21 protein-coding genes and 1 tRNA gene are annotated in these 19,638 nt (G+C 68.0%); 12 read left to right on the top strand and 10 right to left on the bottom strand.

All coding sequences use genetic code 11. The features are described from left to right. The coding region (locus BN13_RS16870; protein ID WP_201329109.1) for a PIG-L family deacetylase at positions 1-346 on the bottom strand (346 nt) is incomplete at its 3' end. 49 nt (positions 347-395) lie between these two features. On the opposite strand from BN13_RS16870, the gene BN13_RS16865 reads away from it, so the two are divergent. Next, a complete protein-coding gene (locus BN13_RS16865) occupies positions 396-995 on the top strand; it encodes a GNAT family N-acetyltransferase (RefSeq protein ID WP_048548350.1) in 600 nt (199 codons plus the stop codon). Further along, on the top strand, positions 973-2,796 hold the full coding sequence (locus tag BN13_RS16860; RefSeq protein WP_048548349.1) for a GNAT family N-acetyltransferase: 1,824 nt from the start codon (positions 973-975) through the stop codon (positions 2,794-2,796). The genes BN13_RS16865 and BN13_RS16860 overlap by 23 nt, the downstream gene beginning before the upstream one ends. Here BN13_RS16860 and BN13_RS16855 read toward each other — a convergent pair. Next, positions 2,777-3,418, bottom strand: a complete 642-nt coding sequence (locus tag BN13_RS16855; RefSeq protein ID WP_048548347.1) for a nucleoside/nucleotide kinase family protein — start codon at positions 3,416-3,418, stop codon at positions 2,777-2,779. The two genes, BN13_RS16860 and BN13_RS16855, sit on opposite strands and share 20 nt — an antisense overlap. Positions 3,419-3,519: 101 nt before the next feature. On the opposite strand from BN13_RS16855, the gene BN13_RS16850 reads away from it, so the two are divergent. Beyond that, positions 3,520-3,915 carry a DUF2500 domain-containing protein gene (locus BN13_RS16850; protein WP_053079839.1) on the top strand — a complete coding sequence of 132 codons (396 nt, stop codon included), beginning with the start codon at positions 3,520-3,522 and terminating at the stop codon, positions 3,913-3,915. A gap of 54 nt (positions 3,916-3,969) precedes the next feature. Here BN13_RS16850 and BN13_RS16845 read toward each other — a convergent pair. Continuing rightward, a tRNA-Ser gene (locus BN13_RS16845) sits at positions 3,970-4,059 on the bottom strand. Between the two features lie 13 nt (positions 4,060-4,072). Next, positions 4,073-4,507, bottom strand: coding sequence for a tRNA adenosine(34) deaminase TadA (gene tadA / locus BN13_RS16840; RefSeq protein WP_048549351.1), 435 nt, complete (start codon positions 4,505-4,507; stop codon positions 4,073-4,075). Positions 4,508-4,553: 46 nt separating this feature from the next. On the opposite strand from tadA, the gene upp reads away from it, so the two are divergent. The 4 genes from upp (at position 4,554) to BN13_RS16825 (ending at position 7,848) form a co-directional block, all read left to right on the top strand. Beyond that, the gene (gene upp / locus BN13_RS16835; RefSeq protein WP_048548346.1) at positions 4,554-5,192 is read left to right on the top strand and encodes a uracil phosphoribosyltransferase; all 639 of its coding nucleotides are present in this window, start codon (positions 4,554-4,556) and stop codon (positions 5,190-5,192) included. Between the two features lie 212 nt (positions 5,193-5,404). After that, positions 5,405-5,581, top strand: a complete 177-nt coding sequence (locus tag BN13_RS20100) for a hypothetical protein (RefSeq protein ID WP_201329184.1) — start codon at positions 5,405-5,407, stop codon at positions 5,579-5,581. Between the two features lie 6 nt (positions 5,582-5,587). Further along, complete coding sequence (locus BN13_RS16830) at positions 5,588-6,358, top strand: PH domain-containing protein (RefSeq protein WP_048548343.1); 771 nt, start codon at positions 5,588-5,590, stop codon at positions 6,356-6,358. Next, complete coding sequence (locus BN13_RS16825; protein ID WP_048548342.1) at positions 6,355-7,848, top strand: APC family permease; 1,494 nt, start codon at positions 6,355-6,357, stop codon at positions 7,846-7,848. The genes BN13_RS16830 and BN13_RS16825 overlap by 4 nt, the downstream gene beginning before the upstream one ends. A gap of 126 nt (positions 7,849-7,974) precedes the next feature. On the opposite strand, the gene pntB is transcribed toward BN13_RS16825, so the two are convergent. Together pntB and BN13_RS16815 are read right to left on the bottom strand one after the other, a co-directional pair. After that, positions 7,975-9,402 carry a Re/Si-specific NAD(P)(+) transhydrogenase subunit beta gene (gene pntB, locus BN13_RS16820; RefSeq protein ID WP_048548340.1) on the bottom strand — a complete coding sequence of 476 codons (1,428 nt, stop codon included), beginning with the start codon at positions 9,400-9,402 and terminating at the stop codon, positions 7,975-7,977. Then, entirely contained in the window at positions 9,399-10,946 is a 1,548-nt protein-coding gene (locus BN13_RS16815; protein WP_048548339.1) for a Re/Si-specific NAD(P)(+) transhydrogenase subunit alpha, read from the bottom strand. Before BN13_RS16815 ends, pntB begins: the two co-directional genes overlap by 4 nt. Positions 10,947-11,097: 151 nt before the next feature. On the opposite strand from BN13_RS16815, the gene BN13_RS16810 reads away from it, so the two are divergent. Together BN13_RS16810 and BN13_RS16805 are read left to right on the top strand one after the other, a co-directional pair. Beyond that, complete coding sequence (locus tag BN13_RS16810; RefSeq protein WP_048548338.1) at positions 11,098-11,451, top strand: GntR family transcriptional regulator; 354 nt, start codon at positions 11,098-11,100, stop codon at positions 11,449-11,451. Next, positions 11,448-12,410 carry a DUF1648 domain-containing protein gene (locus tag BN13_RS16805; protein ID WP_048548336.1) on the top strand — a complete coding sequence of 321 codons (963 nt, stop codon included), beginning with the start codon at positions 11,448-11,450 and terminating at the stop codon, positions 12,408-12,410. Before BN13_RS16810 ends, BN13_RS16805 begins: the two co-directional genes overlap by 4 nt. A gap of 4 nt (positions 12,411-12,414) precedes the next feature. On the opposite strand, the gene BN13_RS16800 is transcribed toward BN13_RS16805, so the two are convergent. Together BN13_RS16800 and BN13_RS16795 are read right to left on the bottom strand one after the other, a co-directional pair. After that, complete coding sequence (locus BN13_RS16800) at positions 12,415-13,848, bottom strand: class II fumarate hydratase (RefSeq protein ID WP_048548335.1); 1,434 nt, start codon at positions 13,846-13,848, stop codon at positions 12,415-12,417. A 48-nt stretch (positions 13,849-13,896) separates the two neighbouring features. Continuing rightward, positions 13,897-14,562 carry an enoyl-CoA hydratase-related protein gene (locus BN13_RS16795; protein WP_048548334.1) on the bottom strand — a complete coding sequence of 222 codons (666 nt, stop codon included), beginning with the start codon at positions 14,560-14,562 and terminating at the stop codon, positions 13,897-13,899. A gap of 106 nt (positions 14,563-14,668) precedes the next feature. On the opposite strand from BN13_RS16795, the gene BN13_RS16790 reads away from it, so the two are divergent. Further along, positions 14,669-15,484: a thioesterase family protein gene (locus BN13_RS16790; RefSeq protein ID WP_157038649.1), complete on the top strand. Its 816-nt coding sequence runs from the start codon at positions 14,669-14,671 to the stop codon at positions 15,482-15,484. A gap of 15 nt (positions 15,485-15,499) precedes the next feature. On the opposite strand, the gene BN13_RS16785 is transcribed toward BN13_RS16790, so the two are convergent. Continuing rightward, the gene (locus BN13_RS16785) at positions 15,500-16,894 is read right to left on the bottom strand and encodes an MFS transporter (protein WP_048548332.1); all 1,395 of its coding nucleotides are present in this window, start codon (positions 16,892-16,894) and stop codon (positions 15,500-15,502) included. A gap of 80 nt (positions 16,895-16,974) precedes the next feature. Then, on the bottom strand, positions 16,975-18,294 hold the full coding sequence (locus BN13_RS16780) for an MFS transporter (protein WP_048548331.1): 1,320 nt from the start codon (positions 18,292-18,294) through the stop codon (positions 16,975-16,977). A gap of 179 nt (positions 18,295-18,473) precedes the next feature. Here BN13_RS16780 and BN13_RS16775 point away from each other — a divergent pair, with 179 nt between their 5' ends. Both BN13_RS16775 and BN13_RS16770 read left to right on the top strand, forming a co-directional pair. Beyond that, positions 18,474-19,277: a helix-turn-helix transcriptional regulator gene (locus BN13_RS16775; protein ID WP_048548330.1), complete on the top strand. Its 804-nt coding sequence runs from the start codon at positions 18,474-18,476 to the stop codon at positions 19,275-19,277. Then, a partial coding sequence (locus BN13_RS16770; RefSeq protein WP_048548329.1) for a hypothetical protein occupies positions 19,270-19,638 on the top strand: 369 nt, incomplete at its 3' end. The genes BN13_RS16775 and BN13_RS16770, both read left to right, overlap by 8 nt.

Raw genomic sequence — 19,638 nt, 5'->3', positions numbered from 1 at the left:
ACGACTGGATGGTGCGGCGGGTGACGGCCGGGTCGAAGACCTTTTCGTGTTGCCGCGGCTCGGCCATCGCGACCGCGCTCGCGCTGAGCCCCAGCCGCTCGGCGCACGCGGTGAACTCGCGATCGCGCACCGCCCCGATCTCGGCCCCCGTCGGCTCGTAGCCCAGCAGCCGCGGCATGTCCCGCGTGCGCACGATCGTGCCGTCGCCGAGCCCGAAGAGCACCAGCTGCACCCCGCGCCCCGACGCGATCGCATTGCGCAGCGCCGCCCCCATGATCAGCAACTCGTCATCTTGATGCGGCACCAACGCCAGCACGGGCGGCAGGTCCACAGAAGGCGAGGTCACGCTGGTTAGGCTAGGAATTCGTCTGCCGAAGAAGGGGGATCTAAGGATCATGGCCGCCCGCGTGTCGCGCGTCGAACGCCTCACCACCTTCGTCCGCGACCTCGATTCGCCTCTCCCGCAGGTCGATCCGGCCCGCACCTACGAACTCGTCCCCGCCGACCCCGCCTCGCTCCACGCGTTCCGAGCCTCTGAGCCCAAGGCCATGACCGAGCGCAAACTCGGTGTGCTCCTCGGCCGCGTCGGCACCGACGAGCAGGGCTGGCTCGTGCGCGACGCGGACGGCGACTGGCTGGGCTGGTGCCATCTCCTGCGCGGTAGCGGCCCCAATTCCCGCATCGGCCACACCCTGCGACTGCGTCCCGACGACGTCTTCTTGTATGACGATGCCACCGTCCCGCGCCAGCGTCGCCGCGGCGTCCACGGCTTCACGATCGCGCGCCGACTGGAACTCGCCCGAGCGTCCGGCGCGGCGCGGGCGGTCACGACGATCGCCAACACCAACGCCGCCTCGATCGCCTCCTATCGGGCACTCGGTTTCGTCCCGCGCAGCCAACTCGTGCACCTCCCCCGGCTCGGCCGCACGATCGAACTTCCGCTGACCCCGACCTGGGTGAGGAGGCTCGCGCGTGGACGTCGACATAGTTCGTGACACTGCCGCCCTCGACGCCCTGAGCGCCGACTGGACCCGGCTCGACGCCGCCGATCCGGGAGCGGAGTTCTACACGCGGTTCCCCGTCGTGCGGGCGTGGTGGGCCGCGTTCGGGGAGGACGCGGCATACGACCTGGAAGTGGTGGTCGCGCGCCACAATGGCGCCGTCGTCGGCATCCTTCCCCTTGCGCGGCAACGGATCTCGGTGCGTCGCCAGCCGCGGACGCAGCTCCGCTTCGCCTCCCACGGCGACTGGATGGGCGCCATCCTCGACCCATGTCTCAATCCTCGGACCGTATGCCGCGCCCTCCTCGCCGCGCTCGACGCCGACCCCTCGTGGGACATCCTCTCGCTCGACAACCTCCGGGCAGGTTCGGCTCTCGCGGCGACCGCGCTCGCGACCGACCGGTGGAATCCGCACCTGACCCACCGGGTGGAGCACCCGTGGATCGACCTCGCCGGTGTGGCCGGCTTGGCGGCCTTCGAGGCGGCGGGCCGGGTGCCGGACAAGACCCGGAAATACCGCGGACGGCTGCTGCGAGACCACGACGTGCGTTTTGTCGTGCGCGCGGGCGACGACGTCGACATGCTCGACCGGCTGGGCCGACTGCACCAGCGCGAGAAAGACCACCTGATCGCCGATCAGGGCCGGACCGAGCGGCATTCGTGGTTCGAGAGCGCTCAGCGGCTCGCGCACTATCGCGGGATCTTCGCGACGCCTGGAGCAGTCGTGACCTTCGGCTACGAGCGCCCGGACGGTGAGTTGGTCGCGGCCCGATCCGCCTTCCGGCACGGGCGAACCCTGCTGTCCTGGACCAGCACCTACCACCCTGACCTGCGGGACTACCGGCTCGGCAAGGTGCTGCAATACGACATCCTCGGCCACGTCCTCGCCGCCGGCGAGGTTGATGTATTCGACTTCGGCGCCGGGCGCTACCCGTGGAAGTTCGAGTGGACCGACCGGTTCACGTCCAGTTATCGCCTGCGCGTGGAGCGCGAGGTGGCGAGCGCGAGCCCGACGCCACCTGCCTCACCCCCGACCCCGGTCGCAACACCGACCAGCCCGCTGACAACAGCAGCGACAAAAGAACCGGCAACAACACCAGCGGCACCGGCTCCCGGTGGGCTGCTGCAGCGCCTGCGCCGCCGCGGCGGGCGCACCGCTCTCTGCCTCGGCAACACCGTCCGACGAGGGCTGGGGGGCGGCGAAGTCTGGTATGTCGTCCGGCCCGGCGACGAACTCATCGCCTATGGCCCGCTCCTCGAATCGCGCCACCCCGACCTGCGGCTGGTCCACCTGTCCTGCGCCGCGACCGCGCCCCAACGCGAGGTCGTCAACGACGAAGTCCGCGACCCGCTCAACCCCAGCAACCTCGCCGCCGCAGTCGTGGCGGAGCTGACCGCGGCGGCCGAGGCGCTCGGCGTCACGCCCGAGCGCATCATCGCCGACCCGACCCTAGCCCCATCCCTCAGCTCCCGCCGACGCCTGGTGCGGCGGGCCATGGCCGCGTATCCCGCTGCGAGACACCGCATTCCGCCCGCCGCTGCACCGGAGCTCGCCGAACTGATCCGAACCGAAGCGCACCGCCTGGGCGTCGCCGTCGTGACCACACCGGCCCCCGCTCCCGGCACCACGACGGAACTCGGGCCGACCGGGTGGGCCGTGGCCGCGGCATACCGACATTGGGATCCGGACAGCGGCCGGTATGCCGTGCACCGCGCCAACGTTTCCCGCCACCTCGCCGAGCGTGGCGCGGGGCCGGTCAGCCCATCGTCACCGGCTAGCCCATCGTCACCGTGAGATCGGCGCCCGCCGCGCTGGCCTTGACCACGGCCGTATTGGCCTCGTCATTGCGCATGACCCACTCGTGTGCCTCGTCCGGCGTCTTGCCGAACTGAACGTGCCGGGCGATCAGGCGGGGGAGCCGGACGTCGTCGGCGACATCGACGAACCACACGTCGTGGCATTCCGAGCGCGTCGACGGCCACGGATCGTCCTGCAGGAGAAGGTAATTGCCCTCCGTGATGATGATGTCGTCCTCGGGTTCCACGACGATCGCCCCGGCCAGGGGCTGCTCCAGGTCGCGCTCGAAGTTCGGGGCATAGACCGGGCGGGTCCGGTCGTGACGGAGCCGGCTGAGGAGCGCGGCATACCCATCGCCGTCGAAGGTGGGCGGCGCGCCCTTGACGTGCCGCAGGCCGAGGCGATTCAACTGCACGTCCGCGAGATGGAAACCGTCCATCGGTACCTGGACCGCGCGCGTGGCGCCGTCGGCGCGCAGCCCGGCCACGAGCGCGGCGGCGAGGGTCGACTTGCCCGCGCCCGGCACACCGACGATGCCGATGACCAGGCGCTCGCCCGGGGCGGCCCGCAGGCCACGGATTCGATCCAGCAGTTCCGGCAGCGATGGGCTCAAGTCCATGTCGACTATGTAGCACCGCGCGCCCGAACGCGGAGGACGTGGCCGCTCCGTGACAGGATCGAGCCTGCCCTGCTGCCTCGCCTGGAGAGTTCGACGTCGTCATGCCCAAGGCCTTTGCCATCTTCTTCGTTCTGATGCTCGGCATCATCGCGTGCGTCTTCGTCGTGGTCCTGTCCGCGATCGTGCGGCAGTCCAGTCGCAACCGCGCGGTGCAGCGCGCGAATGCCGCCAGCCCGCAGCTCAACCGCCCCGCCCGGGTCGTCTCCAAGCGGGCCGGAGTCACCGGCAACGAGAACTCGACCCGCACGTCCTATTTCGCGACCTTCGAGTTCCCCGGCGGCGCCCGCGAAGAGTTCCCCCTCGAAGGCCAGCAATACGGACTGCTGAGCGAGGGCGACACCGGGACGCTGACCAGCCAGGGCACGTGGTTCCAGTCGTTCACCCGGACCGGTCCGCTCGGTAGCGGCGGCACCATCCAGGATCGCTCGGGTTTCTGATTAGGTCCCGGACGCGACTGAGGGCGGACCCGATCGGGTCCGCCCTCAGTCGTCTGGCGGTGGCGCAGGGATTCGAACCCTGGGTGGAGTCACCCCCACACGCGCTTTCGAGGCGCGCTCCTTAGGCCGCTCGGACACGCCACCGCGGAGCAGACTACTAGAGCCTGTGATCGGCGAAGAAATCGAGGAGCAGGCCGGCGCACTCGTCCTCGCGAACCCCACCGACGATCTCGCAGCGGTGCGTCGCGCGCCGGTCGCGCGGGATGTCCCACACCGATCCGCACGCTCCCGCCTTGGCATCCCACGCCCCGAACACCACCCGCTCGATGCGGGCCAGCATCAACGCCCCGGCGCACATGGCGCACGGTTCCAGGGTCACCACCAAGGTGGCGCCGCTCAACCGCCATTCCCCCGTATGCCGCGCCGCCTCCCGCAGCGCCACCACCTCGGCGTGCGCGGTCGGGTCCCCCTCAGCCTCGCGGGCGTTCCACCCGGTGCCGATCACCCGCCCCTCCGGTGAGACGACGACGGCCCCGACCGGCACATCCGCCGTGGTGAGTGCGGCGCGGGCCGCGGTGAGCGCGTGGCCCATCCACGCGGCATACGCAGGGTCGGTGGGCACCCGGTAAGTTTCCCTTATGCGCGTCCTGACGGCCGACCACCCGTTGATCCAGCACAAGCTGACCTATCTGCGCGACAAGCGCACGGACAGCCCCACCTTTCGCCGGCTGGCCGAGGAACTCATGACGCTGCTCGCCTACGAGGCGACGCGCGAAGTCCGCATCGAGCCGTTCGAGATCGACACCCCCGTCGCCCGGACGACCGGGATCAAGCTGTCCAACCCGAAGCCGCTAGTCGTGCCGATCCTGCGGGCGGGTCTCGGCATGCTCGAGGGTATGGTGCGCATGCTCCCCAGCGCCGAGGTCGGCTTCTTGGGGATGCAGCGCAACGAGGTCACGCTGGAGGCGACGACCTATGCCAACCGCCTGCCCGACGACCTGACCAATCGGCAGGTCTTCGTGCTCGACCCGATGCTGGCGACTGGCGGCTCGATGGTCGACGCGATCCGCTTCCTGGTCGAGCGCGGCGCCAAGGACATCACCGCCGTGACCCTGCTGGCGGCGCCCGAGGGGATCGCGTTCATGCAGGAGCAGCTCGCCGATGTCGCGCCGCCGATCACGCTTGTGACGGGCTCGATCGACGAGCGGCTCAACGAGCACGGCTACATCGTGCCGGGCCTCGGCGACGCCGGCGATCGGCTGTATGGCGTCGTCTGACCTCTGCCTCAATAGCAGTCTGAGTCTGACCGGAGAGTCGTCGGACACCATCGCGGGGTCACCTAACGCGCCCTTTGATATAACGAATTGAACAGTCTATTTCTGTCACGCGCGTAACATGGGGCACACTGACCCCAAAGGCGCGCCCGCGCCTGAGACTGCCGAGCCGTGACAGTTGTCCCCGTTGACCGGGGCTTCACCAGGAGGAACAGGTGTCGATGCCCCCGATCAAGAAGATCGTTCTGTGGCTGATCGTGATCTTCCTGCTGTACGCGATCTTCACAAACCCCCGCGACGCCGCCGACATCGTCGGACGCGCCTGGGACCTGATCGCCAAGGCGATCTCCAATATCGCTCGCTTCTTCGACGCGCTGCTCAACCGCGCCTAGTCCGACATGTCGGAGCCGCCGCAGGTCTCGGGGTGGATCGAGTATCCGCTCATTCGAGAGGCGTCGGCTGAGCTCGAACGCACCCTCGTTGCCGGCGAAGAGCTCTATCTCAACGTTCCCCGCCACCCCGCCTGCCTGTGGAAGCCGGTCGCTCTCAGCTTGCTCATCGGCGCCGTCGTACTCACCACTATCGCGGATGGTGAACTGCCGAGCGGGCTGTTGCTCATCGCCTTGGTGCTGTCCCTGGCCTGGCTGGCCTGGGAGGAGGCAGAGCGCCGGCACGAGACCTTCGTCGCGACCGATCAACGCATCCTCAAGATCGAGGGGCTCATTGCCAAGCGCACGCCCGTGATGCGCCGCGGCAAAGTCACCGACTTATCGCTGCGTCGGTCCCTGATCGGGCGCATCTGCAACTACGGAACGATCATGATCGAGAGCGCCGGCCAAGACCAGGCACTCAACAAGATCGAGTATGTCCGCTACCCCAGCCAGACGTTCCGCCGCCTCAACGCGTTGACGAGCGGACAGATCGTCGTTGCGCACAACCCACGGCCGGGAGGTGCGGCACTGGTCGGCCGCAAGGTGCGCAAACGCGCGCACGGAACGGACAAGCCCAGACGACCGGTGCCGATGGGTGATCCCACCAAGCCCGTGCACCGCGCCGCCGGAAGCCGTGACGTCGGCCCCGGTCCAGATACCGACGAGTTCCCCCCGGTCAGGCGGCCAGAGGGCAAGATCACCCCGAAATACCCCACACCAGGAGAGGAGCAGCCATGAGCGTGATGCGGACGAAGTCCATCGAGCAGACGATTCGCGAAGGCGACGAACCGGAGTACCAGCTCAAGAAGCGACTGACCGCCCTCGACCTCACCGTCTTCGGTGTCGGTGTCGTGATCGGCGCGGGCATCTTCACCGTCGCGGGTCGCGCGGCGGCGACGCTCGCCGGTCCGGCGATCATTCTGTCGTTCATCGTCGCGGCCGTATGCTGCGGGCTCGCCGCCCTCTGCTACGCCGAGTTCGCGTCGTCGATCCCGGTGAGCGGATCGGCATACACCTTCTCGTATGCCTCCCTAGGTGAGTTGGTCGCCTGGATCATCGGCTGGGACTTGCTGCTGGAGTTGATGCTCGGGGCGTCGGTGGTGGCGCAGGGCTGGTCGGCCTATCTGGGGGTCTTCCTCGACCGCCTCGGGATCACCATTCCGGAGTCGATCGCCTACGGCTCGCACTTCGACCTCCCGGCGTTCCTGCTGGTCGTGGTGCTGACCGTGCTCGTGACGGTCGGCATCAAGGAGTCGATGCGGGTCAACATGGCCCTGGTCGCGCTCAAGGTCTTCATCGTGCTGTTCGTGATCATCGCCGGCCTCGGCTATGTCAACACGGCCAACTACACGCCGTTCATCCCGGCGTCGACCGCGACCGCCGACACGCACACGGTCTGGACTGCGCCGCTGCTGCAAACCATCTTCGGAATGGAGCCCTCGGCCTTCGGCGTCGGCGGCATCCTGGCCGGTGCATCGCTGGTGTTCTTCGCCTATATCGGCTTCGACGTGGTCGCCACGACCGCGGAGGAAGCCAAGAACCCGGCCCGCGACCTGCCGCGCGGCATCATCGGCTCACTGGTGATCTGCACCATTCTCTACTGCGCGACCGCGCTGGTCATGACGGGCATGGTGTCCTACAAGGATCTCTCCGCCGAGGCGTCGCTGGCCAAGGTCTTCGTTGATGTGGGCAAGCCGGGGTATGCGACGCTGATCGCCGCCGGCGCTGTGGCCGGTCTGACCACCGTCGTCATGACGCTGCTGATCGGCACCTCGCGCGTGATCTTCGCGATGTCGCGCGACTGGCTGCTGCCGTCGTCGTGGGGCAAGACCAACCCCAAGACCGGCACCCCCGCGCGGATCACCGTCGCCGTCGGCACGATCGTGGCCCTCACCGCGGCCCTGACTCCGATCGGCAAGTTGGAGTACATGATCAACATCGGCACGCTGACCGCGTTCTTCCTGGTCTCGCTCGCCGTGCCGGTGCTGCGCAAGCGTCGCCCGGACTTCAACCGTCCGTTCAAGGTGCCGTTCAACCCGTGGCTGCCCTGGCTCTCCGCCGCGATCTGCGCCTACCTGGCGCTGACCTTGCCGCTGGAGACCTGGGTCCGCTTCCTGATCTGGATGGGCCTGGGCTTCCTGATCTACTTCCTGTACGGCTACAAGCGCTCCCGCCTCGCCGGCCGCTCCCCCGAGGACTCCGGCTACCCCTCGATGACCTCGACCTGACCCGGAGCGCCCGCTCACGTCATACCTCCTCGTTCACATCACCCCTTTCCGTTCACATCACCCGCTACCGGGGGTGACGTGAACGGGAAGGGGTGATGTGGTCGTGAGGGGGTGATGTGAACGCGGCTAGAGCGCGGCGAGGATGTCCTCGACGCGGGAACGGGCGTCGCCGAAGAGCATCTGGGTGTTGTCCTTGAAGAACAGCGGGTTCTGGACGCCGGCGTAGCCCGTGGCCATCGACCGCTTGAACACGATCACGTCCTTGGCCTCCCAGACGTGCAGCACGGGCATACCGGCAATGGGCGAGCCAGGCTCGTCGATGGCCGCGGGGTTCACCGTGTCGTTGGCGCCGATCACCAGCACCACATCGGTGTCGGGGAAGTCGTCGTTGACCTCGTCCATCTCCAGGACGATGTCATAGGGGACCTTCGCCTCGGCCAGCAGCACATTCATGTGGCCGGGGAGGCGTCCCGCCACGGGATGTATGCCGAAGCGCACGTCCACTCCCTTCTCCCGTAGGCGTCGGGTCAGGTCCGCGACCGCGTACTGGGCTTGGGCGGTCGCCATCCCGTAGCCGGGGGTGATCAGGACGGATCGGGCAGACTTCAGCAGCGCGGCGGCGCCGGCGGCCTGGATCTCGCGGTGCTCGCCATACTCAATGTCCCCGGCGGTGGTGCCGCCCTCGACGCCGAACCCGCCCGCGATCACCGAGATGAACGAGCGGTTCATCGCCTTGCACATGATGTAGGACAGGTAGGCACCGGAGGAGCCGACCAGCGCACCGGTGATGATCAGCAGGTCGTTGCTCAGCAGGAACCCGGCAGCGGCGGCGGCCCAGCCCGAGTAGCTGTTGAGCATCGATACCACCACGGGCATGTCGCCGCCGCCGATCGAGGCGACCAGGTGCCAGCCGAGGGCAAGCGCCAGGACGGTGACGATGCCCAGCATCAGTTGCCGCAGGAAGGTGCTGCTCTCTGGCGTCGCGACATAGGCGACCGTCATCACGACGAACACCCCGATCGCGCCGAGGTTCAACACATTGCGCCCCGGGAGCATCAGGGGCGCGCTCTTCATCTTGGCGGCGAGCTTCAGGTAGGCCACGATCGAGCCGGTCAACGTGACGGCCCCGATAAAGACGCCGACGAAGACCTCGACCGCGTGGACCTTGGGATACGGCGAGTTCTCGTATGAGGAGTTCCACCCCACGAGCACGGCGGCGGCACCGACGAAACTGTGCAGCATCGCGATGAGCTCGGGCATGCCGGTCATCTCGACCGACCGCGCCCGCCAGATCCCGATCGCGGCACCGATGGCCATGGCCGGGACGATGAAGGCCAGGCCGCGCAGCCCGGTTCCTTCTGTCGACAGGCCTTCAAAAGACACCCCGGCCGTCGCGGCCCAGATGGTCGCCACCAGGGCGATCGCCATCCCGATGACGCCGAAGCGGTTGCCGAGGCGCGCCGTCTCATGTCGCGACAGCCCGGACAGCGCCAGGATGAACAGCAAGCCCGCGACGATATAGGCGCCCTGGACCAGGGCATACGACGGCGTCATCGGGCCGGCTCCTCACGCTTGAACATCTCGAGCATTCGTCCGGTCACGGTGAATCCGCCGAAGACATTGATGCTGGCCACCAGAATGCCGATGAACGCCAGGATGCTCACCCACAACTTCCCGGCATGGCCCACCTGAAGCAGCGCCCCGACGACGATGATGCCGCTGATCGCATTGGTCACCGACATCAGCGGCGTATGCAGCGCGTGGTGCACGTTGCCGATCACATAGAAGCCGATCACGACCGACAGCATGAACACCATGAAGTGGCCGAGGAAGGCCGGCGGCGAGAACGCGGCCATCAGCAGGAAAAGCGCACTGCCCGCCCCGATCAGTGCGAGCTTCGTGCTCGCGGCCATCGGCTGCACAACCGGCTTCGCCACGACCGCCGTGGTCGGCGAAGCAACGGGTGCGGCCGATACCTGGACGGGCGGCGGCGGCCACAGCACCTCACCGGCGCGGGACACGGTCATACCCCGTTGCACGACGTCGTCGAGATCGAGGACGACCTCGCCGTCCTTGCCGGGGGTGAGCAGCTTCATCAGGTTGACGAGGTTCGTCCCGAAGAGTTGCGACGCCTGGGTGGGCAACCGCCCCGGCAGATCCGTGTAGCCGAGGATCTTCACCCCGTGCTCGGTCACCACCCGCTCGTCCGGCCGCGAGCCGGCGACATTGCCCCCATTGGCCGCGGCCATGTCGACGACCACGGAGCCGGGCTTCATCGAGGCAACCATCTCTTCGGTGATCAGCCGAGGCGCGGGCTTCCCGGGGATGAGCGCGGTGGTGATGATGATGTCGACGTCGCGGGCCTGCGCGGCATACAGCGCGGCGGCCTTGGCGTTGAAGTCGTCCGTCGTCTCCTTGGCGTAGCCGTCGGCGGAGGGCCCGGTGTCTTCGATGTCGATCCGCAGGAACTCCCCGCCCATCGACTCGACCTGATCGGCCACTTCCTGGCGCGCGTCGAACGCCCGCACGATCGCCCCGAGGCTGTTGGCGGTGCCGATCGCGGCGAGCCCGGCGACCCCGGCCCCGATGACGAGCACCTTCGCCGGCGGGACTTTTCCTGCGGCCGTGACCTGCCCGGTGAAGAACGACCCGAACTCGTGGGCGGCCTCGATCACCGCGCGGTAGCCACCGATATTGGCCATCGACGAGAGCACATCCAACGCCTGCGCGCGGGAGATGCGCGGGACGGCATCCATCGCCAACGCCGTGACGCCGCGCTCCGACAAGGCCGTGACCAGGTCGGGATTCAGCGCTGGCGCCATCAAGCTCGCGAGGTATTGCCCCGGTTGCAGGCGCATCCGCTCGGCCGCATTCGGCGCATTGATCTTCAGGACGACGTCGCCGGAGAACGCCTCGCCCGGCTCGACGATCTCGGCGCCGGCCGCGGCATACGACTCGTCGTCGAAGCTCGCCCGCAGCCCCGCGCGTGTCTCCACCGCGACCTCGTATCCGAGCGCGCGCAACGCCTCGACCGTCTTCGGGGTCGCGGCAACGCGCGTCTCCCCGGCACGCGACTCCTTGGGCACCACGATGCGCACGGCGGATCCTCTCGGCGGGTGGGAACTACGGCGAACCTATCGCGCCGACGTCGGCGCTCGCGCCACTGTGCCGCCCCTGCGCACGCTCCCGCTACCCCTATGTGACCAACGAGACTTGTTCTAGTTGCACTAGAACAACTAGAGTGATCGTATGCTGCTCCGGATCGACCCGACGTCACCGACGCCGCTGTTCGACCAACTCGCGCAGGCGATCCGCGGTGGCCTCGCCGCCGGCGAGATCGCCCCCGGCGATCGCCTCCCCGCCGCGCGCGAGTTGGCGGCATCGCTCGGCATCAACATGCACACCGTTCTTCGGTCGTATGCCGCGCTCCGCGACGACGGGGTCATCCACCTCCGTCGCGGGCGGGGTGCCGTCGTCGTGGACGCTCCCCCGGGCCGGCTCGAGATCCGCGAGGCGGCGGCCCAGTTGCTGGCGGCGGGGCGCCGAAACGGACTCAGCCTCAATCAAATTCACGAAGCTCTGGACGAAGGAGCGAACTCATGACCCAGACCACCGCGCCCACCGGGCGTGTGCGCCGCCTGGCCCTTCCCGCCGCGATCATCCTGGCGTGCGTCGTCGTCTCGGTCGGCACGCTGCTCGCGTGGCGCGACCGGCTTCCCGAGCCGATGGCCACCCACTTCGGCGTCGGCGGTCAGGCCGACGGATTCATGAGCCGCTCGACCAATCTCGTGACCAGCCTCCTCATGACGCTCATCGTCCCCGCAGTCCTCTTGGCGGCGTTCTCTGTCGACAAGCGCGGCAGCATGGGTCGCCTGGGCGCCGGGTTGGCCGCCGGCACGGCCGCCTTCCTCGCCGCCCTCACGGTGCTCTCGGCCCACGTCCAACTCGCCCTCGCGGACGCTCATGAGGCCCGCTTCAGCATGCTGATGCTCCTGCCCGGGACCGCCATCGGCGTCGCGATTGCGGCGCTCGCCTACCGCTTCACGCCGCCGGGAGCCGCGGCCCCTCCGCTCCCGGATGACCAGCCTCGCCTGACGCTGCGTCCCGGCGAGCGGGCCGTATGGACGAGCCAGGCCACCTCCAAGGTCGTGCTGTTCGCGGGGTTGGTCGCCGTTGCCGTCGGGGTCGTCTTGGCGGTGGTCCAGCCCGACGTCATCCCCGCGGTCATTCTGATCGTGCTCGGTGCCCTTCTGGCCGGCCTCGCGCCGGTCCGGGCAACGGTGGACGAACGCGGCCTGGCCTGGCGGATGGGCTTTCTGGGCCGGCGAATCCCGTTGTCGCGCATCACTTCCGCCCGTGAGGTCGACGTCGAGCCGATGCGCTACGGCGGCTGGGGGTACCGGATCTCCGGGCAAGGAGTGGCGGTCATCGTCGCGGCCGGCCCGGGGCTACGGATTTCGCGACGTGACGGCAACGACTTCACGATCACCGTTCCGGACGCGCGGACCGGCGCCGCCCTCCTGAACACCCTCCTTGACCAGTCCGCACAAACCCGGGCCTGATCACTCACCCGTCGCTGCGCAACGATGACGACCGGCCCGTCGACGACTGGCCTGTCATCGACGACAGGTCCAGGGCTTGGTCGAGTTGCGCCTCCGTGAGCCGCCCGTCCGCCACAAACCCGAGATCCAGTGTGGCCTCGCGGATCGTCATACCGTGCGCCAGCGCGTGCTTGGCGATCGTCGCGGCGGCCTCGTAGCCGATGAGGCCGTTGAGGGGAGTGACGATGGCCGGGGAGGACGCGGCATACCGCTGCATCCGGGCGGCATCAGCGGTGATCCCGGGGATGCATCGCGTCGCCAACAGCCGGGACGCCGCGGCCAGCAGCGCGACCGACTCCAGCAGGTTGCGGGCGATGACCGGGAGCATGACGTTGAGCTCGAAGTTGCCGGCGGCGCCGGCCCACGCAACCGTCGCATCGTTGCCGATCACCTGCGCACACACCTGCAAAGTCGCCTCGGGGACAACGGGATTCACCTTGCCCGGCATGATGCTGGAGCCCGGCTGCAAGTCGGGCAGATGAATCTCGGCAAGCCCGGCCATCGGCCCGGAGGCGAGCCAGCGCAGGTCGTTGCAGATCTTCGTCAACCCGACCGCGATCGTGCGCAGCACCCCGCTCAACTCCACGAGGGAATCCCGCGTCCCCTGCGCCTCGAAGTGATCACGCGCCTCGTGGAAGGCGATGCCGGAGTCCCGGGCGAGGATCGCGATGACCCGCCCCGCGAAGCCCCGCGGCGCGTTGATCCCCGTCCCGACGGCCGTCCCACCGAGCGGCAACTCCTGCACCCGCGGGAGCACCGCGGCCAGGCGCTCCTGCGCGAGGGTGAGGGTCGCGGCATACCCCCCGAATTCCTGACCGAGCGTGACGGGAGTCGCATCCATGAGGTGGGTGCGCCCGGCCTTCACGAGACCGGCGAACTCAACCGCCTTCTCCCCCAACGCCTTTTCCAACACCGCGAGCGCCGGCAGCAACTCCTGATGCACCGTCGTCGCCGCCGCGACGTTGATCGCCGACGGGAAGGTGTCGTTGGAGGATTGGGCGGCGTTGACGTGATCGTTCGGATGCACGGGGGTCCCCGCCAGCGACGCCAGCCGCGCGATCACCTCGTTGACGTTCATGTTCGTGCTGGTGCCCGAGCCCGTCTGGAAGACATCAATCGGGAAGGCGTTGTCATGCTGCCCCAGCGCCACCTCGGTCGCCGCGGCGACGATCGCCGCGCCCTGGGCCGTGCTGATCACCCCTAGATCCGTATTCACCTGGGACGCAGCGGCTTTGATCCTCGCGAGCGCGTGAATGACCGGCGGCGGCACCCCGACGCCCGAGATCGGGAAGTTCGCCACCGCCCGCTGCGTCTGCGCACCCCACAAGGCCGTGGCAGGCACCGAGACCTCGCCGAGAGAGTCGTGTTCGATCCGGTAGACGGTCTCGTGTGCTGTCATTTCCGTGGCCTTTCCGCCACCGATCCGTCGGCGGCGCCTCCTGCCAGGCTAGCCAGCCGCACCCTGGAGCAGGGGTGCCGTGACGTGCGCGAACATCCGCTCCTTGATGGTCCCGAGCGTCATCCGGTCCTTGCCGGCGAGGCTGGTCGCGAGCGCGATGGCCGCCGGCAGCAATTCGTCCTCGCTATGGACGGCGTCGACTACCCCGGCCGCGAGCGCGTCGGCACCGCCATACCGACGGCCGGTGGTCATGGCGTCCACAGCCGAGCGCGGCGTCAGCTTGCTCTGCACGAGCGCGCTCATACCCAAGCTGAACGGAATGCGAATGTCGACCTCGGGCAGACAGAAGAAGCCGCGGTCGTCGCGCATCAGCCGGTAGTCGTGGCAGAGCGCCACCAACGCCCCCGCCCCGAAAGCGTGCCCGTTGATCGCCGCGACCGTCGGCACCGGCAGCGTCAGCAAGCGCGCCAGCAACCGCTCCACCCGGTGCACATAGGTCAAGAACTGCTCCGGGTGCGCCTGCACCCACGCCAAGTCCAGGCCGTTGGAGAAGAACTTGCCGGTGGCCGTGGTCACCAGCGCCGCTGGCTCGCGATCGGCCACCAGTTCGTCGAGGAAGACCTCGACCTGGTCGAGGAAGTCCGGGGAGTAGCGGTTCTCGTCGGCGCCAAAATCGATGATCCAGACGGGCCCGTCTCGGTGCAGCTGCGGCATACGGGCGATCATGTCACCTGGCCCGGGACCCGATCCCCCGCTGTGGGCATGGCCCGCGTCACGTCCCCGCAGCGCCGCCCGCGGCACCGCGCATTAGAGTCTGCGCGTGACGACGACCCACCCCATGGATGAGCTTTTCGACGCCGCAACCGAGAGTGGTGAAGTCGAGATCCCAGCCGGGTGGGGGCAGGGACGGGCCACCTTCGGCGGGTTGCTGGGTGGCCTCCTGCAAGCAAGGAGCCTCGGCGAGTGGAGCCTCGACCCGGCCACCCTGCGCGCCACCACGACCTCCTTCGTCGCCCCGGTCACCCCCGGCCCGGCTCGCCTGGAAACCGTGCTGCTGCGCCAGGGTTCGTCCGCCACGCAGACCGAGGTCCGGCTGTGGCAGGTCGACGAGCGGACCGGCCAGGACAGCGTGCGCACCCTCCAACTCTCCTCGTATGGCGCTCCCCGCGCCTCCACCGTCGAGGTCGCCGCCCCGGGCCCGGGCCCTATCGCCGACCTGTCTCGTTTGTATGCCGTGCCCTACCTCCCGGGCCTCACCCCCGAGTTCCTGGCTCAGATCGAGTTGACCCCGGCTACCGGCGGGATGCCCTTCTCGGGCAGCGACTCCGGCGACCTGACCGGGTTCATGCGCTATCGCCAAGCACCGGCGGCGATGACCCTGCCGCACTTCCTCTGCCTCGTCGACGGCTGGCCACCGGCGGCCGGGGCGCTGCTGACCAAGCCCACTGCCATGAGCACCCTCTCGTGGACGGTGGAGATGTTGACGGAGCCGACCGGCGCCCCCGATCAACACTGGTGGTATGAGGTGGTGACGGACGCCGCGCACGACGGGTACGCCCATACGCACGCCTCGATCTTCACCGCCGCCGGCGACCCGGTCGCGATCTCCCGCCAGACCATCTCGATCTTCGGCTGACGAGCACAGCCCGGGTCAGCTGGGCTTCGGAGCCCCCGGACGGGCATACCGCATCCAGACAATGGCGGTACACATGATCGCCCAGGCGACACCAATCCAGTAGAACGCCGTCGGGCCGAGCAGGTTCACGCCGACACCGAAGAAGAACGGGCCGAAGGCGGCGATCGCGGCGGTCCAGCCGATGACGCCACCGGCCTGCCGCTTCTCGAAAATCATCGGCATCTGCTTGAAGGTCGAGGCATTACCGATGCCGGAGAAGAGGAAGATCGCGAGCATGCCCCACAGGAACTGGCTGAAGTCGCCCTTGAGCGCGGCGGCCGAGGAGTAGTCCGGGGTCAGCGCGGGGATCGTATAGATGATCGAGGCGATCAGGCCAAGACCGGAGACGAGTGACCACTTGGCCCCGCCCATCCGGTCGGTCAGCGGCGAGAAGACGACCCGAGCGCCAGCGCCGATGAGTGGGCCGAGGAAGACGTACTTCACCGGGTCGGGCACGGCATACCCCTCGATGAGGACCTTCGCCGCAGCGCCGGCACCCGAGACGACCTTGTCATTGCCCGCGCCATAGAGGTTGGACATCAGCAGACCGAACTGCGCGGCCAGGCCGGAGAACGTGCCGAAGGTCATGATGTAGACCAGCGTCATCCACCAGGTGTCCTGATTGCTGAAGATGTCGAACTGCTGGCGAATGTTGGCCTTGATCGGCACCGACTTCAGCATCGACCAGGCGAGCAGACCGCCGATGATCATCAGCGGGATCCAGATGAAGGATGCGTTCTGGTAGAACACTTCCTTGTTGGGCTTGCCAGGGGTCTTGAGGATCTGCGAGCCGCCGAAGATCGCCAGGCCGGACATCGCGATCAGATAGGGCGTCAGCAACTGGACAACCGAGACCCCGAAGTTGCCGAGCCCGGCCTGCAGACCGAGCGCTGTCCCCTGCATCCGCCGGGGGAAGAAGAAGGAGGTCGAGGGCATGAAGCCGGAGAAGACACCACCGCCGATGCCGGCGAGGAAGGCCAGCACCATCAACTCCCAGTAGGGAGCAGTCGGCTGCTGCACGCGCACGCCCCAGCCGAGTGTGGAGGCGGTCAGCAGCAGGGTGCTCAGGGCGACCATCTTGCGGGTGCCCATGATGGGCGGCAGCACCATCCAGACCAGCCGGAACAGACCGGCCGCGAGGCCGGGCATGGCGGCCATCCAGTAGAGCTGGCTCTTGGTCCACGTGTAGCCGAGGGCGTTGAGCTTCGGAATGATCGCGCTGGGCAGGAACCAGGCGATGAAGGCGAGGGTCAGGCAGAACGTCGTGATCCACAGGGTTCGCCAGGCCAGGCCAGAATCCCAGGTCTCCTCATTCTCAGGATCCCAGGACTGCAGCCATTCCCCGCCGCTGCGGGCCGGTGCGGTGCTCATTCGGGTGTCTCTTTCTTTCGATTTCGTATGCCGTGCACGGGTTTCGTATGCCGTGCCGGGAGTGCGGGGGGCCGCTCGCCTCAGTTGGCGGTCGGGCTCTCAAGGTGACGGGCAAGTTCAGGAGTCTGCTGGTGCAGCATCCTGACAACGGTCCAGTGCATCCACAAGGCGCAGATCACAGTGAGGACGAAGAGCACGAAGAATGTGCTCGTCGGGAAACCGCTCCACTCCTTGGTGTAGGCGAACAGGGGAGGCAGCACGAAGCCGCCGAGGCCACCGAACATTCCGACGAGCCCGCCGACGGAGCCGACGTTGTCGGGGAAGTATTCGGGGATGTGCTTGTAGACCGCCGCCTTGCCGATGCCCATCGCGCAGCCAAGCAGGAAGACGAGGACGACGAAGGCCGGCAGACCGAGGTGGTAGGCGAGGTGCTGGCTCTCGTGCCCATCGGCGTGGCTGATGGTGATGTGCCCGTTGGGCATCATCAAGAAGCCCGTGCTGAGCATCATCAGGGCGAAGGTCCAATACATGACGCGCCGGGCGCCGAAGCGGTCGGAGAACCAGCCGCCGACCGGCCGCAGCAGGGAGGCCGGGAAGATGAAGGTCGCGGTGAGCAGCGCGGCAGTGCGCAACTCGATGTCGAAGTTCTCGACGTAGTAGTGCGGCAACCAGGCGGACAGGGCGACGTAGGCACCGAACACTGCGGCGTAGTAGAGGCTGAACCGCCAGACTCGCACCTGCTTCAGCGGGGCCAGCATCTCGCCGATCGGCTTGCCAGCACCAGCTACCTGGTCACGCCGCGGCACGATCACGAAGACGGCGATCGCCATCAGCACTAGGGCCACGGCATAGATGGCCGGGAAGATCCGCCAGCCGCCCTTGAAGACGCCGAAGTAAACGTGGCCAGCAGTCCCAGCGATGATCGCGGGGAAGAGCACGAGGAGCAGCTTGGTGACGGACGCACCGACATTGCCGGCGCCGAAGACGCCAAGGGCAAAGCCCTGGTGCTCCTTCGGGGTCCACGCTGAGTTCCACGCGACGCCGACGCTGAAGAGGTTGCCGGCGAAGCCGACGAGGAAGGCGAGGGCGAGCAGAGCGCCATACCCCTGCGCCTGGGTGAGGAAGAAACACGGGATCGCGGTGAGGAGCAGCATCGCGATCGTCACCTTGCGACCGCCGATGCGATCGGTCAGCATCCCGGCGGGCAACCGCCACAGGGAGCCGTTGAGGACGGCGACGGCGGAGAGCCAGGCGAGCTCAGGATCGCTGAGCTTCAACTCCTTCTGAATCGGCACCCCGAGGATGCCGAACATCAGCCAGACTGCGAACATCAGAGTGAACGCAGTCGTGGACATGATCAGGACGCGGGTGGCGCCGGTGGTGGACCCGGAACGGGACACTTTCGCTCCTTAGAGGAACCCGGTTTAGAGGAACGCGGTCAGCTTTATTAAGCAGCGCGACGCTACGCTCAGTCCGCGCCTATTGCCTAGCTAGGCGACCCTTAGTGACACGCGCGACACCCGTGTGATTGAATAAAACGGAATCGGAGCACTGGCAACGACGCAGATGGAGGCGAGCCATGCCCAGGGTCAACGACGACACGGCCACCGTGCTGTTGGCGTCGCCGATCCGTCGGCGGATCGTCGAGTTGATCCGCGAAGCCCAGCGCCGTGGCGCCGACGACATCGGCGCGGACGCGCTCGGCTCCGAGGGCCTCACGGCAGCCCAACTTGCCAAGGCGGTCAGCCTGCACGTGACGACCGTCCGCTTCCACCTCGACCAGCTGGAGTCGGCCGGGGTGCTGGTCGGGTCGGCCCACAAGCACCCGGGCGCCGGTCGGCCACGCAAGGTCTATTCCGTCCCCGACGAGGTCGAGGAGACCACGGACGTCGCCGGCGCGGTCCGGCTGCTGACCGGACTCCTAGCCGAGACGTTCACCACAACGCGTCGCCAACAACGCCTGGTCAGCCCGGACGAGGCCGGTTTTGTCTGGGCCGAGAACCACGTTCCGGAGAGCGACGCCCCCGCCGCGCGCACCCCGGGCGAGTGGCTCGGCAAAGTGGGCGGGCTGCTCGATGTGCTGGAGGACTGGGGCTACACGCCCGAACTCGCCACCTCCGAGCGCGGCCGCACGGCGCGCATCGACCTCCCCCACTGCCCGTTCCGCGCGCTGGCGCGCGAGAACACCGAGGTCGTCTGCGGCATCCACCGCGGCCTGATCGCCGGGACCATGCATCAACTTGGTGAGCCCGACACGGACGTCGAGCTGATTCCGTTCTACGACAACGATATCTGCCTCGCTCATGTGCGGCGAACCACCCCTTTCGGCCCGGCGGACCCGCCGTCGGCGCCACGTCCTCCCCAGGAGAAGCAGGATGACTGACACCGGCATGGACTCCCCCCTCGCCGAGGCCCTCGTCGGCACTCGTCGCTTCTTCACCAAGGCCGAGGTGTCCCCCGATAAGCGTTCGATGTATGCCAAGGGTGGCCGCCAAGGCGACGCCTTCTATCGGGATCGCTGGGCCCACGACAAGGTGGTCCGCTCGACGCACGGCGTCAACTGCACGGGCTCGTGCTCGTGGAAGGTCTATGTCAAGGACGGCGTCATCACCTGGGAGGCGCAGCAGACCGACTACCCCAGCACCGGCCCGGACAAGCCCGAGTATGAGCCGCGCGGCTGCCCCCGCGGCGCCGCGTTCTCTTGGTACACCTACTCCCCCACCAGGATTCGTTATCCGTATGTC

It is taken from the genome of Nostocoides jenkinsii Ben 74 (assembly GCF_001046875.1).
Classification (GTDB): Bacteria; Actinomycetota; Actinomycetes; order Actinomycetales; family Dermatophilaceae; genus Nostocoides_A; species Nostocoides_A jenkinsii.
Note: the sequence above shows the minus strand (reverse complement) of the source record. Positions and strands in the feature narration are given on the sequence as shown.

Excerpts from the sequence above, each read along its gene's own strand:
- BN13_RS16865 (WP_048548350.1), top strand. The coding sequence starts at position 396 with ATGGCCGCCCGCGTGTCGCGCGTCGAACGCCTCACCACCTTCGTCCGC.
- BN13_RS16855 (WP_048548347.1), bottom strand. The coding sequence starts at position 3,418 with ATGGACTTGAGCCCATCGCTGCCGGAACTGCTGGATCGAATCCGTGGC.
- BN13_RS16850 (WP_053079839.1), top strand. The coding sequence starts at position 3,520 with ATGCCCAAGGCCTTTGCCATCTTCTTCGTTCTGATGCTCGGCATCATC.
- tadA (WP_048549351.1), bottom strand. The coding sequence starts at position 4,507 with ATGGGCCACGCGCTCACCGCGGCCCGCGCCGCACTCACCACGGCGGAT.
- upp (WP_048548346.1), top strand. The coding sequence starts at position 4,554 with ATGCGCGTCCTGACGGCCGACCACCCGTTGATCCAGCACAAGCTGACC.
- BN13_RS16830 (WP_048548343.1), top strand. The coding sequence starts at position 5,588 with ATGTCGGAGCCGCCGCAGGTCTCGGGGTGGATCGAGTATCCGCTCATT.
- BN13_RS16825 (WP_048548342.1), top strand. The coding sequence starts at position 6,355 with ATGAGCGTGATGCGGACGAAGTCCATCGAGCAGACGATTCGCGAAGGC.
- pntB (WP_048548340.1), bottom strand. The coding sequence starts at position 9,402 with ATGACGCCGTCGTATGCCCTGGTCCAGGGCGCCTATATCGTCGCGGGC.
- BN13_RS16810 (WP_048548338.1), top strand. The coding sequence starts at position 11,098 with ATGCTGCTCCGGATCGACCCGACGTCACCGACGCCGCTGTTCGACCAA.
- BN13_RS16805 (WP_048548336.1), top strand. The coding sequence starts at position 11,448 with ATGACCCAGACCACCGCGCCCACCGGGCGTGTGCGCCGCCTGGCCCTT.
- BN13_RS16800 (WP_048548335.1), bottom strand. The coding sequence starts at position 13,848 with ATGACAGCACACGAGACCGTCTACCGGATCGAACACGACTCTCTCGGC.
- BN13_RS16795 (WP_048548334.1), bottom strand. The coding sequence starts at position 14,562 with ATGCCGCAGCTGCACCGAGACGGGCCCGTCTGGATCATCGATTTTGGC.
- BN13_RS16785 (WP_048548332.1), bottom strand. The coding sequence starts at position 16,894 with ATGAGCACCGCACCGGCCCGCAGCGGCGGGGAATGGCTGCAGTCCTGG.
- BN13_RS16775 (WP_048548330.1), top strand. The coding sequence starts at position 18,474 with ATGCCCAGGGTCAACGACGACACGGCCACCGTGCTGTTGGCGTCGCCG.